The organism is Arcobacter ellisii, from assembly GCF_003544915.1.
Taxonomy (GTDB): Bacteria; Campylobacterota; Campylobacteria; order Campylobacterales; family Arcobacteraceae; genus Aliarcobacter; species Aliarcobacter ellisii.
Map to the genome: position 1 here is coordinate 2563739 of NZ_CP032097.1, position 15466 is coordinate 2579204.

Below are 15466 nucleotides of genomic sequence, written 5' to 3' on the forward strand. Positions count from 1 at the left end.
AAACAATGTGGAATAATATCAAAACTATTGTGGAAGAATTGTGTGAAATAGCTTTTATTAATCAATTGGAATTATTATTTCAAATAAAGCACCTTCATAACTTTTTCCTTCATACTCAAAAGTTACATTTTTAGTATTTATTTCGCCATTCATACTTTTATTAATTATTTCTCTACTCATATAAAGACCTATTCCAGTACCTTGAGATTGATTTTTTGTTGTAAAATAAGGTTCAAATATTCTAGTAATAATATTTTTAGAAATTCCTCCTGCATTATCTTTAATCTGTATTAAAAGATTTTTTTGTTTTTTTAAAACATCAATAAAAATTAATTTTTCATAATCTTTATCTTTTTTGATAAGTTCATCTCTTGCGTTATTTAAAATATTAATCAATACTTGAATTAACTCATTTTCAAAAGAGTTTATTTTTACATCTTGACCATTTTTTATTATTGTTATTCCGTTAGACCTAAATTGTAAATCAACTAAATTTATAACTTTATTTATTGTTTCTAAAATTCTAAACTCTTTTTTATTTTTATCTGGTTTATAAAAGTTTCTAAAATCATCAATTGTTGTTGATAAATATTGTACTGAGTTGTTTATTTGTTCTAATCCTTCAATTAAAAACTTATCTTCTAAAATATTTAACTCTTTTTGTAACTTCATTCCTGTTGCTGATGTGGATATAGAAGATAAAGGTTGTCTCCATTGATGAGCAATATTTCCAATCATTTCACCCATTGCAGCCATTTTTGCTTGTTGAGCTATAATATTTTGTTGTTTAGTTCTTTCATTTTGATATTTTTTAAATTTTTCTTGTAAAATTTTTGAAAAATAAATAGATATTATCAGTAAAAATAAGATTAAAAAACATGTAAATATTATCGTTTTAAAAAGATAATCTCTAAATTCTTGATTTAATTCTTCTTTTTTATCATTAATAGCTCTTTGCATATCATCTTCATAAAATCCTGTTCCAATCATCCAAGACCAATTATTCAGACCTTTTACAAAACTTATTTTTTTAATAGATTGTTCATTATCTGGCTTTTTATTTTGAATATATGTATAAGATCCTTCACCTTTCTTAGATATTTCAATTAAATCTTCAATAACTTTTTTTATTTCAACAGTATCATTATTTTTTATTGCATTTTGTCCTATAAACTCTTTTCTTATGTGACTTAAATATATTGAATCATAATTAATAATAAATATATATCCATTATTTCCAAATCTTATTTCTCTTATATTTCTTAAAACTCTCTCTTGAACTTCTTTTTCAAAATCTTCTAAATATTCACCTGTACCAATAAACCAATCAAATTGAGGAAGATTTTTAACTAATCCAATTTTTTTTCTTTGCACATCTGGCTTTGTTGGATTGTACCAATACCATTCGTAAAATGCTTCGTCATTTTTAGATAAAAGATTTGTCATATCTCTTATTATATATGAACCTTTTGCATCTTGATGATTCCAAAAACTTTTTCCTTCTAGCTCTCTATTATGTGGTAATAAAATATTTTTTCCGCTGTTTTCATATATAAAATAGTAACCTCTACCACTATTAAATCTTACATTTCTTAAAGCATCAATAACTAATTTTTTGATTTCATCTTTACTTTTATCTAAATTATTTTGGTAAATTGTATTTGATATATTATAAGCTGTATCAATTGCTTCTTTTAAAGTTTTTCTTAATTCTAATTCTGTATATTCTTGTTCTCTTTTAATATAATCATAAACTTCATAAACCCTTTGTTTAATAAGTTCTTCATTTTTTTGAATATATTCTAAACGAATTTTTTCTTTATCTTTTTCAAATTTCTTTTTATTATCCCAAAAAGATGCAGTTAAAACAAAAATTGTAATTGTAAGAACAAAAATTGTAGGAGTATATTTTATAATTCTTAATAGCTTTTTTTCATTTTCAAATACCATTTGTTCCCTTTTTCGTAGAATATGATTATAGCGAACAAATCATTATTTATAAAAGATAAATAACAATATACATATAAAATTTATTATTGAGAAAAAGAATTTTAATGTAAAAAATAAATAATGTGTAGTTATAGTAAAAGCTTTAAAAGTATTTATTTTCTGGGGTTAGTTTAGATTGAAAAGTGGAGGAGGTAGTCGGACTCGAACCAACGCATGTCGGATTTGCAATCCGAGGCATTACCAGCTTTGCTATACCTCCAACAAAATATTGGATAATTTAAATCAAATAATGATAAAAAGTTAAATGATTTAAGTTTAAAAAATGGCAGAGAGCAAGGGATTCGAACCCTCGGAGGCGTGAACCTCGCCGGTTTTCAAAACCGGTACAATCGACCAACTCTGTCAACTCTCTACTCATTAATAATGGTGCGAATGATCGGAATCGAACCGATACTCCCAAACGGGAATTGGATTTTAAGTCCAACGCGTCTACCTGTTCCGCCACACTCGCTTTTATAGGTAAGACAATTTAAGTCTTTCACTCAAATTGGACTGGAATTATAATAGCTTTTTTTCTTTTTGTCAAGAGTTTTTTGAGAAAAATTGTAAATTTCTAAATATTTATTCTATTTAATAAAAAATGAACAGCAATAAATGTATAATCTAGCCATATAAATTACGCATATTTAAAGGATAATACATTGAGAAGTGATGAAGTAAAAAAAGGATTTGATAGAACACCTCATAGATCATTATTAAGAGCAACAGGACTTAAAGACGAAGACTTTGATAAACCATTTATTGGAGTTGCAAACTCTTTTATTGAATTAATTCCAGGACATTTTTTCCTAGATAAAGTATCAGATATTATAAAAGCAGAGATTAAAGCAAATGGTTGTGTACCTTTTGAGTTTAATACTATTGGAGTAGATGATGGAATTGCAATGGGACATGATGGGATGTTATTTTCTCTTCCTTCAAGAGAATTAATTGCAAACTCTATTGAAACAGTTATGAATGCACATAAACTTGATGCAATGATTGCTATTCCAAACTGTGATAAAATCGTACCAGGTATGATTATGGGTGCTTTAAGAGTAAATGTTCCAACAATTTTTGTAAGTGGTGGTCCAATGGAAAAAGGTTACACAAAAGATGGAACTCCTATTGACTTAGCTACTGCATTTGAAGCTGTTGGAAAACATGAAGCTGGACAAATGAGTGATGAAGAGTTAAAAGATATCGAATGTAATGCATGTCCAAGTGGTGGTTCTTGTTCAGGAATGTTTACAGCTAACTCTATGAATACACTTATGGAAGCAATGGGAATTGCACTTCCTGGAAATGGAACTATTTTAGCTTTAACTCCTGAAAGAGAAGAGTTATATAGAAAAGCAGCTAGAAGAATTTGTGAAATTGCACTTGATGCACAAGCTAGAGAACAATATAAATTAAAAAATATTTTAAATGAAAATGCAGTTAAAAATGCTTTTGCTGTAGATATGGCAATGGGTGGAAGTTCAAATACAGTTTTACATATGTTAGCAATTGCAAAAGAAGCAAATGTAAACTTTAATCTTGAAGATATTAATAAAATTTCTAAAAGAGTTTCTCATATTGCAAAAATTTCTCCATCTTTATCAACTGTTCATATGGAAGATATTAACAAAGCTGGTGGTGTAAATGCAGTTATGAAAGAGATGACAAAAAGAGGTGATGATATTTTATTAGATAACCTTACAATCTCTGGTGAAACTGTATTAGAAAAAATCAAAGATGCATATATTAAAGATACAAATATTATTCATACTATTGATAATCCTTATTCACAAGTTGGTGGATTAGCGATTCTTTATGGTAACTTAGCAGAACAAGGTGCTGTTATTAAAACTGCTGGAATTACTGGTTCAAGAGTTTTCACAGGAAAAGCTGTATGTTTTGATGGACAACCTGAAGCTATCAAAGGAATTGTAAGTGGTAAAGTAAAAGCTGGTGATGTTGTTGTTATCAGATATGAAGGTCCAAAAGGTGGTCCTGGAATGCAAGAGATGTTGGCACCAACTTCACTTATCATGGGAATGGGACTTGGAGATAAAGTTGCACTTATTACTGATGGAAGATTCTCTGGAGCTACAAGAGGGGCAAGTATCGGTCACGTTTCACCAGAAGCTGCTGAGGGTGGAATGATTGGATTATTAAGAGATGGCGATGAAATTCATATCGATGTTGACCAATATATCTTAAGTGTAAATCTTACATTTGAAGAAATTGCACAAAGAAGAGATGAGTTTGTTCCACTTAAAAAACCTCTTAACTCTTCTTGGTTAGGACAATATAGAGCACTTGTTACAAATGCAAGTAGCGGAGCTGTTCTAAAAACTGATTTATAATTAAAATAGGGCTTTTGCTCTATTTTAATTAACTCTTTATTAACTATTTATTGGAAAATAGTTTACTCTTATACTTTAAAATGTCAAAATAATAAAATCTAAAAAGGATATAAAAGTGAAGAAAAAACTTTTAATAATTTCTACAATACTTGCGACTCAACTATTTGCAAAAACAATAGATTTTGAGATGATGGATAAAAATCCTGTAAGAGTTGCTCCAAATTCAACAAATGAAATTTTGTCATTTAATAGTAGTATTAAAAATTCTGTAAATTCAATTGTTAATATTTCTGCTAAAAGACATGTTGATACAAGTTTAGAAACTTTACCTCTTCAAATGTTTAATGATCCATTTTTCAAAAGATTTTTTGGAGACCAATTTGGTAACCAATTAAAACAAAATAGAGTTCAAAGATCTTTAGGTTCAGGGGTGATTGTTTCAAAAGATGGTTACATCGTTACAAATAATCATGTTATTGAAAATGCTGAAGAGATCACTGTAACAATTGGTGATGATACTACTGAATATAACGCAAAACTTATTGGTCGTGATGCTGATAGTGATATTGCTGTTATAAAAATTGAATCAAATGTATCACTTAATCCTATAAAATTAGGAGATTCAAATAGTTTATTAGTTGGTGATGTTATTTTTGCAATTGGAAATCCATTTGGAATAGGAAGTACAGTTACACAAGGTATTATCTCAGCACTAAATAAAAATAAAGTTGGGATAAATAGATATGAAAACTATATTCAAACTGATGCTTCTATAAATCCTGGAAATTCTGGTGGGGCATTGGTTGATAGTAGAGGTGCATTAATAGGTATAAACACAGCTATTATTTCAAAAAGTGGTGGAAATAATGGTATTGGATTTGCAATTCCAGTAGCAATGGTAAAAGATGTTGTTGAAAAACTTGTTGCAGATGGAAAAGTAACAAGAGGATATTTAGGTGTTGCTATTGCTGATATGGATAGTGAATTATCAAAAGTTTATAAAAGAAAAGAAGGTGCGCTAATTTTAGATATATCTTCTGAAACTCCTGCTGCTAAATATGGACTAAAAAGAGGTGACTTAATTTATGCAATAAATGGAAAAGAAATAAAAGATAGAAGCTCTTTACAAAACACAATTGCATCATTTAAACCTGATGAAAAAATCAAAATAGATTTAGAAAGAGACGGGAAAGATATGTCACTTAATATTGTTCTAGGAGATAGAACAAGTTTAGTACAAATTCAATCAGACAATAATACTTTCTTAGGTGGTTTAAAACTTAGTCAAATTGATGCAGAAACACAAAAACAATTTAGATTATCAAGTGATACAACAGGAATTTTAATTTCTGATGTGGAACCAAAATCTAAAGCAGAAAAAGTTGGTTTCCAAGCAGGAGATGTGATAATTCAAATAGAAGATGTAGAAATTAAAAATTTTACAAATATCGAAACGGCATTAAAAAGATATAATAACAAATATAAAAGAGTTTATGTAAATAGATATGGACAAACAATTATGTTTGTAATTCAATAAAAGGATAAGCCATAATAAAAGTACTTATGATAGAGGATGATTTAGAATTAGCTCAAATCATCACTGATTATTTAAAATCATTTGACATAGAAGTTATTAACACAGATAGTCCTTACAATGGACTATCAATGCTTAATGTACATAAAGATTATCAACTTATTATTCTTGATTTAACTCTTCCTGAAATTGATGGTTTAGAGTTAATTCCAAAAATAAGAGAAAAATCTGATATTCCAATTATCATTAGTTCAGCGCGAGATGATATTTTAGATAAAGTTATGGGATTAGAAAGAGGTGCAGATGATTATCTTCCAAAACCTTACAATCCAAGAGAACTACAAGCTAGAATAAAAACTATTCTAAAAAGAGTTGAATCAAAAGATGAATCTAAAAAAACAGAGCAAAACTCTTTATTTGAAGTGAAAGAGAGTGATATGCAAATATTTTTTAAAGGTGTTGCATTAACTCTTACATTAGCAGAATATGATATTTTAAAACTACTAATTCAAAGAAATCACGGAGTAGTAGCAAGGGAAGATTTTATTTATGCAAGTGATAATATAGAAGATGATTCTTCACTTAAAAATATCGATGTAATTATTTCAAGAATTAGAACAAAACTATCTAAAATAGATGATAGTGAAACTCATATTAAATCAGTAAGAGGTATTGGATATCAGTTAATATGATAAAAAATATCTCTATTTCTACTTTTGTAAATATCATATTTACATTAGCATTTATCTCTATTTTTATAACTTTTGCTATGTTTATCAATTATGATAAACAAAAACATGAACTTTCACTTCAAAATAGATATGAACTAATTGCAGAAAATTTTTTAAGTTCATTCCAAAATCAGCCAACAATTGAATCTTTAATAGCTTTATATAAAAAGTTTCAAGTTATGCCTGTTGAAGATAGGGACAAAAAATTAGAGATTATCAAAAATGCTCAAGAATTAACAATCACTCAAAATTATCTTGGAACTTATAGAGTTTACAAATATAATGATACATACTATATTTATGTTCAACAATATGGATATAACTTGATGTTAAAAGATTCTGCAAATCACAATTATAGTATGGCTTTTATAATCGTTGGATTTGCTATATCTTTATTTACATTCTTATTTTTATATGAAATTTTAAAAAGAAAATTAAGACCTTTAAATACACTAAATAAACAAATTATAGAATTTTCAGCTGGTAAAAAAGATATAAAACTAAATTATACAAGTAATGATGAAATTGGAACAATTGCTAGAAATTTTAATGAAGCAATAAATATTATAAATAATCAATCTAAATCAAAAGATTTGTTTATGCGAAATATGATGCATGAATTAAAAACTCCAATTACAAAAGCTATGTTTATTGCTGAAACTTTAGAAGATGACAAAACAAGAGAAAACCTTCAAAGAGCATTTAAAAGAATGGATGATATTATCAAAGAGTTAGCAACTGTTGAGAAATTAACTTCTAAAAATACAATGATTTATAAAGAGGAAACAAATTTTTTCAATATTTATTCAAAAACTTTAGAAATTATGATGATAAATCCTGAAAATATAACAGCTAAAATAAGAGATTTTAAATTCAATGTTGATATTTATATGATGTCAATTGCATTAAAAAACTTAATTGATAACGCAATAAAATTTTCAACAAATAAAAAAGCAATAATCAATGCAAATAAAAAACATATTGAAATTATCTCTTTAGGTGAGCCTTTGAAAAATGAACTTTCATACTATACAGAAGCTTTTTCACAAGAGGAAAAAAGAAGTGATGGTTTTGGATTAGGACTTTATATTGTAAAAACAATAGTAAGTTTACATGGATTTAAACTTGAATATAAATATGAAGACGGGAAAAACTACTTTATCATAAATATGACAAAGTAGTTATTTCTTAACTTCTTACATCTTTCATAACTTCAAACCAATTTCTACTAAAATTCTTTTTGATATATTTTTCTCTATGTGGAACAATACAGCCTGAACAGTTTTGATGAATATAATTTTCACCCACATATTGACTTCCATCCCTTGAATTTATATTACATTTTGAGTACAAAGTTTTATCTTCAACTTTTTCAAATCCCTCATCTTTAAATCTAAAGTTTGGACAGGCACATAAATAACAGTTTAAATCTTCCATATCGTGGCATTTTTTATTATCTTTATAAAGTGGACAAAAATCTGGTTCATTTTTTACCATATTTTCAAATCTAAAATACTCTATTATTTCATCAACTGATTTATCTGTTAATTTTTTCATTACATTTGCGTGTAGTTCTCCTTGTTTTAAAAACCACTCTTCATAAGTCATATATAAACTCCTAAAATTAATACAATTATTATAAATATATCTAAACGATTTCTAAGACTTAAAGCCTTTAAAACATCTTCATTTTCAATATTTTCTTTGCCATCTCCAAAAAATGGTTTATTTTTTATTTTTCCAAAATATGAAGTTGGTCCACCAAGTTTAACATTTATAGCTAGTGCCATTGCTGATATTGGAAATCCAGCATTGATACTTTCATGTTTTTCCCCAAATTCTCTAAATTTTAAAAGTGCTTTTAGGCTAAAAAATAGAATTGAAATTAAAATTGCAGTTATTCTTGATGGAATAAAGTTTGCCACATCATCAAGTCTTGCAGAAAATTTACCAAATTTTTCATATTTTTCATTTCTATATCCAACCATAGAATCAAGGGTATTTATAGCTTTATAAACAAAAGCTCCAACTATTCCAAAACATAAAAGATAAAAAAGTGGTGCAATAACTCCATCACTTAGGTTTTCTCCATAAGTTTCAACGGCTGCTTTATTTACTTCACTATTAGTTAGATTTGAAGTATCCCTACTAACTAACATAGAAATCTTTTCTCTTTTTATCTCTAAATTTTCACTTGAAATCACCTCTTTCACACTATCATAAAGCATTTTTGATGATATTGTAAATGATGCTAAAAAACCTTGAACTAAAACATTATCAAACAAAGATAAAATATATGAGATAAAAAAAACTATAACTAAAAGTGAGCTTGTAAGTAAAATTCCTCTAAAAATAGAGTCTTTATAAAATTTATTTTGAAACCAAGAGATATAGTTTCCCATTAAAATAATAGGATGTTTGAAAAATTTCAAATCTTCAAACTCACCAAAAACTCTATCAATAATATATGCGATTAAAGCTACTTCATAAAACATCGAAATGACAAATTCCCTATTTTTAAATTCTTTTTTAATGATATAATTTATAAGTTGCAATAGTATCATTACTTTATTAAAAGGAGTCCAAAATGAAAGTACTACTAACAGGCTCAACTGGATATATTGGAAGAAGATTAAAACAGATACTTTTAAATGATGAAAATATAGAGTTAAAACTTCTTGTTAGAAATAAAAAAAGTGTTTCATCTATAGATAAAAAAATAGAGATTATTGAAGGGGATACATTTAATAAAGAATCTTTAAAAGAAGCCCTAAAAAATGTGGAAGTTGCTTATTATTTGATTCACTCTTTAAGTAATGAAAACTATAAAGACCTAGATAAAATTTCAGCTCAAAACTTTTTGGATGTGGCTGCTTTATGTGGGGTAAAAAGAATCATTTATCTTGGTGGACTTGGTGTTAAAAATGAAAATACAAGTGAACATTTATTAAGCCGTATAGAAACTGGCGAAATTTTAAGTTCAAATAAAAATGTACAAACTATTTGGTTTAGAGCTGGTGTAATAATAGGTTCTGGAAGTGCAAGTTTTGAGATTATTAGAAACTTAACAGAAAAACTTCCTATTATGACAACTCCAAAATGGGTAAATACAAAAGCTCAACCAATCGCTGTAAGTGATGTTTTATCCTACCTACACAATGGTTTGTATTTGAATGAAAAAGAAAATTTGATTGTTGATATTGGAAGTGAACAACTAAGTTATAAAAATATGATGTTAAAAACTGCAAAAGTTTTGGGATTAAAAAGATATTTGATTACCTTGCCTTTTATGAGTATAAATCTCTCTTCATATTGGTTAAATCTTTTTACTCCTGTTCCTTTTACCGTTGCAAAAGCTTTAATCGAAGGACTTAAATCAGAGGTAATAATTCAAAATGATCACGCAAAAAAATATTTTCCAAACATAACACCAATCTCTTATGAAGAAGCTGTAAAAAACGCTATAAAAGAGATAGAAGAGAATCAAGTAATCAGCAGATGGAATGACAAAGGAGATGGTGTTTGGGAGAAAAATGCTCAAAATGAAATCTCAAAAGCTGTATTTATCGATAGAAAAGAAGTAGATATTTCAAATTTAGAAGCTTCAAAAGTTTATCAATCATTTATAGGAATTGGTGGTGAAAATGGTTGGTTTGACTTTGATTTTTTATGGGAATTAAGAGGAATTATTGATAAATTGATTGGTGGAGTTGGACTAAAACGAGGAAGAAGAAGCCAATGTGATTTAAGAATTAGTGATTGTTTAGATTTTTGGAAAGTTGTGGATTTAAAAAAAGATGAAAGGCTTTTACTTTATGCTCAAATGAAAGTTCCTGGGGAAGCTTGGCTTGAGTTTAAAATCAAAGATAATAAACTAATCCAATCAGCATATTTTTATCCAAAAGGTGTTTTGGGAAGATTATACTGGTATGCGTTAGTTCCCCTACACTATTTTGTATTTAACAATATGATAAAAAGTATAATCAAAAAGGCAAAAGCTCTTTAGCTTATGCTTTTTATTAAGTGTTCTACATCTAACTTTGCTTTTAAAGTAGAGATGAAATTGTCTACCGTTTGTTTTTTGTACTCTTGAAAGTCAAAACCTATATAATCAGCTTTTATTGATTTAAAATATTTTGTTCTAAACTCATTATTATCAAAAATTTGATGTACAAAAGTTCCTTTGAAATTTTGTTTTTCAAAAGATAAAGGATAATTTTGGCACATTCCGTGGTGTATTTCAAAACCTTCTATTTTTTCACCAAATAAGTCATAAGTTTTTTTCTCTAAGATTTTCTCTTTTTCAAAAGTTATCACATCATCAATTAAAGCAAAACCCTCTTCTTTGATGGCTTCTTCATTTTCCAAAGAGTATTTATCTTCAAGATTTTCAAACATCATTTCATATCCACCACAAATGGCACAAATATCTTTTTCGTAGTTTTTTATTTGTTCAAAAAGTCCACTCTCTTTTAGCCACTTTAAATCTTTGATTACAAGTTTACTTCCTGGCAAAATCACTAAATCAAACTTTTCAAGTGAAATATTTGAACTAACAAACTCTACAAAAACCTCATCATCTGCAATCAAAGGCTCAAAATCGTTGTAATTACTCATATATGGATAAGCAATCACTGCAATATCAAGTTTTTTATTTCGTGGTTGTTGAACAAAGTTTTTTAAAGATGCACTATCTTCAAATCCAAGATTAAAAGGTAAATATGGCAACACTCCTAAAACTGGAATTTTAAACTCCTCTTCTATTATTCTTATTCCTTCATCAAAAAGTGTTAAATCACCTCTAAATTTATTTACAATTACACCTATTACATTTTTTCGTAACTTTTCTGGTAAAAGATTATAAACTCCCCAAATAGAAGCAAAAACTCCACCTTTTTCTATGTCTGCCACTAAAATGATTTTTGTGTTATATTCTGTAGCTATAAAAATATTAGATAAATCCTTATCCATAAGATTTAACTCTACGGGACTTCCAGCACCCTCACAAACAACACAATCATATTTTGCATCCAAATAATCAAAACATCGCTTTACAGCTGGCTTTAGTAAATCTAAATCCCTATAATATTCCCTAACATCTTTATTGGTTACAACTTTTCCTTCAACTATAAGTGAAGCAGAACTTCCACGACCAGATTTTAATAAAACTGGATTTAGATGATATGAAGTTTTTACACCTAAAACCTCAGCTTGAAAATATTGAGCAATAGCAATCTCACTTCCATCATCACAAACATGAGAGTTATTTGATACATTTTGAGCTTTAAATGGTGCAACGCTGACACCTAAATCTTGAAGTATTTTTGCTATTACAAAAGTTATTGTGGATTTTCCAGCATCACTACTTGTGCCGAAGATTGAGATATTATGAAGTTTTTTATTCATCATTTTTTCCGATTTTTTAATATTTTTTATAGTTATTTTATATACAGTTTATTTATTAATTTTTTAAGAATACAGATATAATATGAAAGCTAAGTATATGTATTAATTCTTAAAATAAAGAATAAAAAATGAAAAAATTTGTAAATGTTTTCAACCTTAAATATATTTACTTCATAGTATTTTCGAGTCTTATTGCTTGGGCATTTTTTGCCTATTTTACAATGAATACTCAAATTCGCAATCAAGAAATTTATGCCAAAATAATAAATCTTAGTGGAAAACAAAGAATGCTTTCCCAAAAAACTACACTTATAGCAAAAAGATATTTTGAATCAAAAGATGAAAATCTAAAAACTCATCTAAAAGAGTTAATCAACTTAATGAAAGAGGATTACTTTCATATCTCAAACAATCTAACTTCAAAGGAAGTTTGGAATATCTATTTTTCCCAAAATGATAATTTAGATAAAAAGGTAAAAAACTATTTTGAGTTGGTAGAACAATTTTATAAATCAAATGATTTTAATCTTTTAAAAGAGATTGAAAAAGACTCTTTTGAGTTATTACCTCTTTTAGATAAAGCTGTTTATGTTTTTCAAAAAGAGAGTGATGAAAAAACAGCAGAGTTGTTAAAAAGAGAAAAATTTATTCTATTTGGAACTATTTTAACAATTTTGCTTGAAGCCTTGTTTATCGTTATACCTTCTATTAGAATTAGTGCTCAAAAAGAAAAAGAGTTAAATGAACTAAATGCTTCTTTAAAAACAAGAATAGATGAAGCTATAGAAGAAAATTTAGAAAAAGAGAAAATAATCCAACAACAATTTCATTTTTCACAAATGGAAGAAGTAATCGTAAATGTTTCCCATCAATGGCGACAACCTTTATCAGTAATATCAACTATTGCAAGTAGTATAAAAATCTCAAATGAAGAACTAACAGATAAAATCGATATTATTATGTCAAAAGTGGATTATCTATCAAATACCATAAATAATTTTAATGAGTTTATAAAAATTGATGAAATTTTGGAAAATATAAAATTACATCAAATAATCGAAAAAACTCTTTTTGTTTTAGATTCGAGTTTAAAAACCTACAATATCAATATAAACAAAGATTTTTATAAAGATGAAATTTTTATAGTAGGAAATAGCACAAAATTATCCCAAGCACTACTAAGTATTTTTAATAATTCAAGGGATTTTCTAATCACTAATCAAATTGAAAATAAAGAGATTTATATAAAAACTTATGTGGAAAACTCTTTTATTTTTATAGAGATTGAAGATAATGCAGGTGGAATAAAACAAGAAAATCTAAAAAAAGTTTTTGATATATACTTTACAACAAAACACCAAAGTCAAGGAACTGGTCTTGGATTATATATCACTTACCATATAATCAAAAAATATTTTAAAGGAACAGTAGAAGCAAAAAATGGGCAATTTGGTGCAAAATTTATTATCAAATTGCCTTTGAAATAGTTTGTGTTTTAGATTAATATTCCTGTTTCTATAAAGTTGTTGATTTTTTGGAAAGTTTTATCATTTACATTTTTTGAAATATCTAGGCTATTTGCGAAATAATCACTTTTGAATAGTATTAAATTATCCTCTATGAATTTTTTTATTTCGTTAGCTTTTTCTTCGGAGATATCTTTTTTATATATTTTCTTATTTTTTAATCTAATTACATATTTTTCAAAATTTTCTGGATGTTTTACATGAGCATTTTCCATTGTGTCAACAGTATAATCGAAATCAACTCCTGCCATTCCAAACCAATTAATCATAAAATAGTCAAATTCCCAATCTTTTAATTTTCCAATATAATGTATATAAAAATTCTTTTTCTCATCTTTAGGTTTTTCTCTACATAAAGTTGTGTGATATAAAATAAAATTAATATTCACCAAAATCAAACATCTTAAAATATCTTCATCTGTTTCTTGTTTTTTATCAATCCACTCAACTAAATTATCTAAAACTTGAATATAAATTCTTGCATTTAACTCTTCTGTTTCTTTAATAGTTTTTAAAATAATATCTTTATAGTTATCTAAAACTCTATATTTTCCAATACTAAAAATAGTTTCAAAAAGTTCTTTTATAGTTGGTTCATATTTCAAAAACTTAGATACAGATTTTTCTTTTACATTTGAAAAAATCTTTTTTTCTTCACCTTCAAAAACATCATCATTTAAAATAATCACTACTTTACAATCTAAATCTATTGCAAAATGTGAAATTAAACCAAATAAGTCATTTAAATCTATATCTTTTGATTTTCTTTCGAAATCATCAAAACAGATTAATCCACCATTTGAAAGATATAATAAAGCACTTTTTTTGATATTATTTTGTTGAATTTCATCTATGCCATCAACTAATTTTGATACATCAAAAAGTGAACAAAAACTACCAAATCTTTTTCCAAAATCTTTAGCTTTTTTGTATCCTTTCAAAACAATATTTTCTCCACCAACAGAACACAAATAAGCTTGTGCATAAATATTATCTTCGATTTTTTCAATTGATGTATTTCCATATAAACTACAATAAACATAAGCTTTTTGATTTTCTTCTTGATATTGTATTATTTCATTGTTACTTAATTCTTTCCAAAAAAAAGTTTTACCACTTCCCCATTTTCCAGAAAACATAATAACTTTACCGTTTGAAATATCTTTTTTCAAATAACCATTAGTTCCAACTAAATACTCTTCTAATCTTTGTTGATTTGATTTTTCCATAATAAATTCCTAAACATAAATCATTTTTTTAGTCATTCCACCATCAACTACAAAATCACTTCCTGTTATAAAACCTTTATTTTTTAGTAAAAATTTAACAACATCAACCACATCATCAGGAGTTCCAACTCTTCCACTTGGATGTTGAAGATTGTCATTTTTTGTTGGAATATACTCTTCATTTGTATTTATCCAACCAGGAGTTATTGAGTTTACTTTTACTTCAGGACTTAATGACATAGAAAGAGCGTGAGTTAAAGAGCTAATTCCACCTTTTGAAGCACTATAAGCTTCCGTTCCAACTTCACTCATCAAAGCTCTTGTTGAAGAGATATTTATAATATGACCTTTTGAAGTTTTTAAAAAACTTGCAAACTCTTTAGAGAGAATATATGGAGCAGTTAGGTTTGTATTTATTATATTTTCCCACTCTTCAAAAGTCTGTTTTTCTAAAATTTTTGAAGAGAAAATCGCTGCATTATTAATAAGTACATCAAGTGAATCAATATTTGTTTTTATTTTTTCAATTGTTTTTAAAAGCTGACTTTTATCAGATAAATCACATTTATAAAAATCAACTTTTTCCATTTTGTTTTCAACAATATCTATATTTATAACATGATATTTTTTTCTTAAACTTTTTGCTATTGCTCGTCCAATACCATGTGATGCACCAGTTATTATAATGTTTTTCATTTTA

The 15466-nt window shown here is 26.9% G+C and carries 12 protein-coding genes and 3 tRNA genes; 6 read left to right on the forward strand and 9 right to left on the reverse strand.

What is annotated here, in order from left to right; all coding sequences use genetic code 11:
• Positions 1–57: 57 nt before the first annotated feature.
• From AELL_RS13045 to AELL_RS13060, 4 genes are all read right to left on the reverse strand, one after another.
• Entirely contained in the window at positions 58–1950 is a 1893-nt protein-coding gene (locus AELL_RS13045; protein WP_118918369.1) for a sensor histidine kinase, read from the reverse strand.
• Positions 1951–2133: 183 nt separating this feature from the next.
• A tRNA-Cys gene (locus AELL_RS13050) sits at positions 2134–2209 on the reverse strand.
• A 64-nt stretch (positions 2210–2273) separates the two neighbouring features.
• Positions 2274–2362 (reverse strand) — tRNA-Ser (locus AELL_RS13055).
• Positions 2363–2374: 12 nt separating this feature from the next.
• A tRNA-Leu gene (locus AELL_RS13060) sits at positions 2375–2461 on the reverse strand.
• Between the two features lie 190 nt (positions 2462–2651).
• On the opposite strand from AELL_RS13060, the gene ilvD reads away from it, so the two are divergent.
• From ilvD to AELL_RS13080, 4 genes are all read left to right on the forward strand, one after another.
• On the forward strand, positions 2652–4340 hold the full coding sequence (gene ilvD / locus AELL_RS13065) for a dihydroxy-acid dehydratase (RefSeq protein ID WP_118918370.1): 1689 nt from the start codon (positions 2652–2654) through the stop codon (positions 4338–4340).
• Between the two features lie 115 nt (positions 4341–4455).
• Positions 4456–5877: a Do family serine endopeptidase gene (locus AELL_RS13070; protein ID WP_118918371.1), complete on the forward strand. Its 1422-nt coding sequence runs from the start codon at positions 4456–4458 to the stop codon at positions 5875–5877.
• 11 nt (positions 5878–5888) lie between these two features.
• Positions 5889–6566: a response regulator transcription factor gene (locus AELL_RS13075; RefSeq protein ID WP_226806040.1), complete on the forward strand. Its 678-nt coding sequence runs from the start codon at positions 5889–5891 to the stop codon at positions 6564–6566.
• The gene (locus AELL_RS13080) at positions 6563–7786 is read left to right on the forward strand and encodes an ArsS family sensor histidine kinase (RefSeq protein WP_118918373.1); all 1224 of its coding nucleotides are present in this window, start codon (positions 6563–6565) and stop codon (positions 7784–7786) included. Before AELL_RS13075 ends, AELL_RS13080 begins: the two co-directional genes overlap by 4 nt.
• A 7-nt stretch (positions 7787–7793) precedes the next feature.
• On the opposite strand, the gene AELL_RS13085 is transcribed toward AELL_RS13080, so the two are convergent.
• Together AELL_RS13085 and cbiB are read right to left on the reverse strand one after the other, a co-directional pair.
• Positions 7794–8213 carry a hypothetical protein gene (locus AELL_RS13085; protein ID WP_118918374.1) on the reverse strand — a complete coding sequence of 140 codons (420 nt, stop codon included), beginning with the start codon at positions 8211–8213 and terminating at the stop codon, positions 7794–7796.
• On the reverse strand, positions 8210–9100 hold the full coding sequence (gene cbiB / locus AELL_RS13090) for an adenosylcobinamide-phosphate synthase CbiB (protein ID WP_118918375.1): 891 nt from the start codon (positions 9098–9100) through the stop codon (positions 8210–8212). Before cbiB ends, AELL_RS13085 begins: the two co-directional genes overlap by 4 nt.
• A 92-nt stretch (positions 9101–9192) precedes the next feature.
• On the opposite strand from cbiB, the gene AELL_RS13095 reads away from it, so the two are divergent.
• Entirely contained in the window at positions 9193–10611 is a 1419-nt protein-coding gene (locus AELL_RS13095; protein ID WP_118918376.1) for an SDR family oxidoreductase, read from the forward strand.
• On the opposite strand, the gene AELL_RS13100 is transcribed toward AELL_RS13095, so the two are convergent.
• Complete coding sequence (locus tag AELL_RS13100; RefSeq protein ID WP_306461044.1) at positions 10608–12011, reverse strand: cobyric acid synthase; 1404 nt, start codon at positions 12009–12011, stop codon at positions 10608–10610. The genes AELL_RS13095 and AELL_RS13100 overlap by 4 nt on opposite strands.
• A gap of 128 nt (positions 12012–12139) precedes the next feature.
• Between AELL_RS13100 and AELL_RS13105 the strand changes: the two genes are divergently transcribed.
• Positions 12140–13498 carry a sensor histidine kinase gene (locus AELL_RS13105; protein WP_118918378.1) on the forward strand — a complete coding sequence of 453 codons (1359 nt, stop codon included), beginning with the start codon at positions 12140–12142 and terminating at the stop codon, positions 13496–13498.
• A gap of 8 nt (positions 13499–13506) precedes the next feature.
• Here AELL_RS13105 and AELL_RS13110 read toward each other — a convergent pair whose 3' ends face one another.
• Positions 13507–14766, reverse strand: coding sequence for a P-loop NTPase fold protein (locus AELL_RS13110; protein ID WP_118918379.1), 1260 nt, complete (start codon positions 14764–14766; stop codon positions 13507–13509).
• A gap of 9 nt (positions 14767–14775) precedes the next feature.
• Positions 14776–15462 carry an SDR family oxidoreductase gene (locus AELL_RS13115; RefSeq protein ID WP_118918380.1) on the reverse strand — a complete coding sequence of 229 codons (687 nt, stop codon included), beginning with the start codon at positions 15460–15462 and terminating at the stop codon, positions 14776–14778.
• Between the last annotated feature and the right edge of the window lie 4 nt (positions 15463–15466).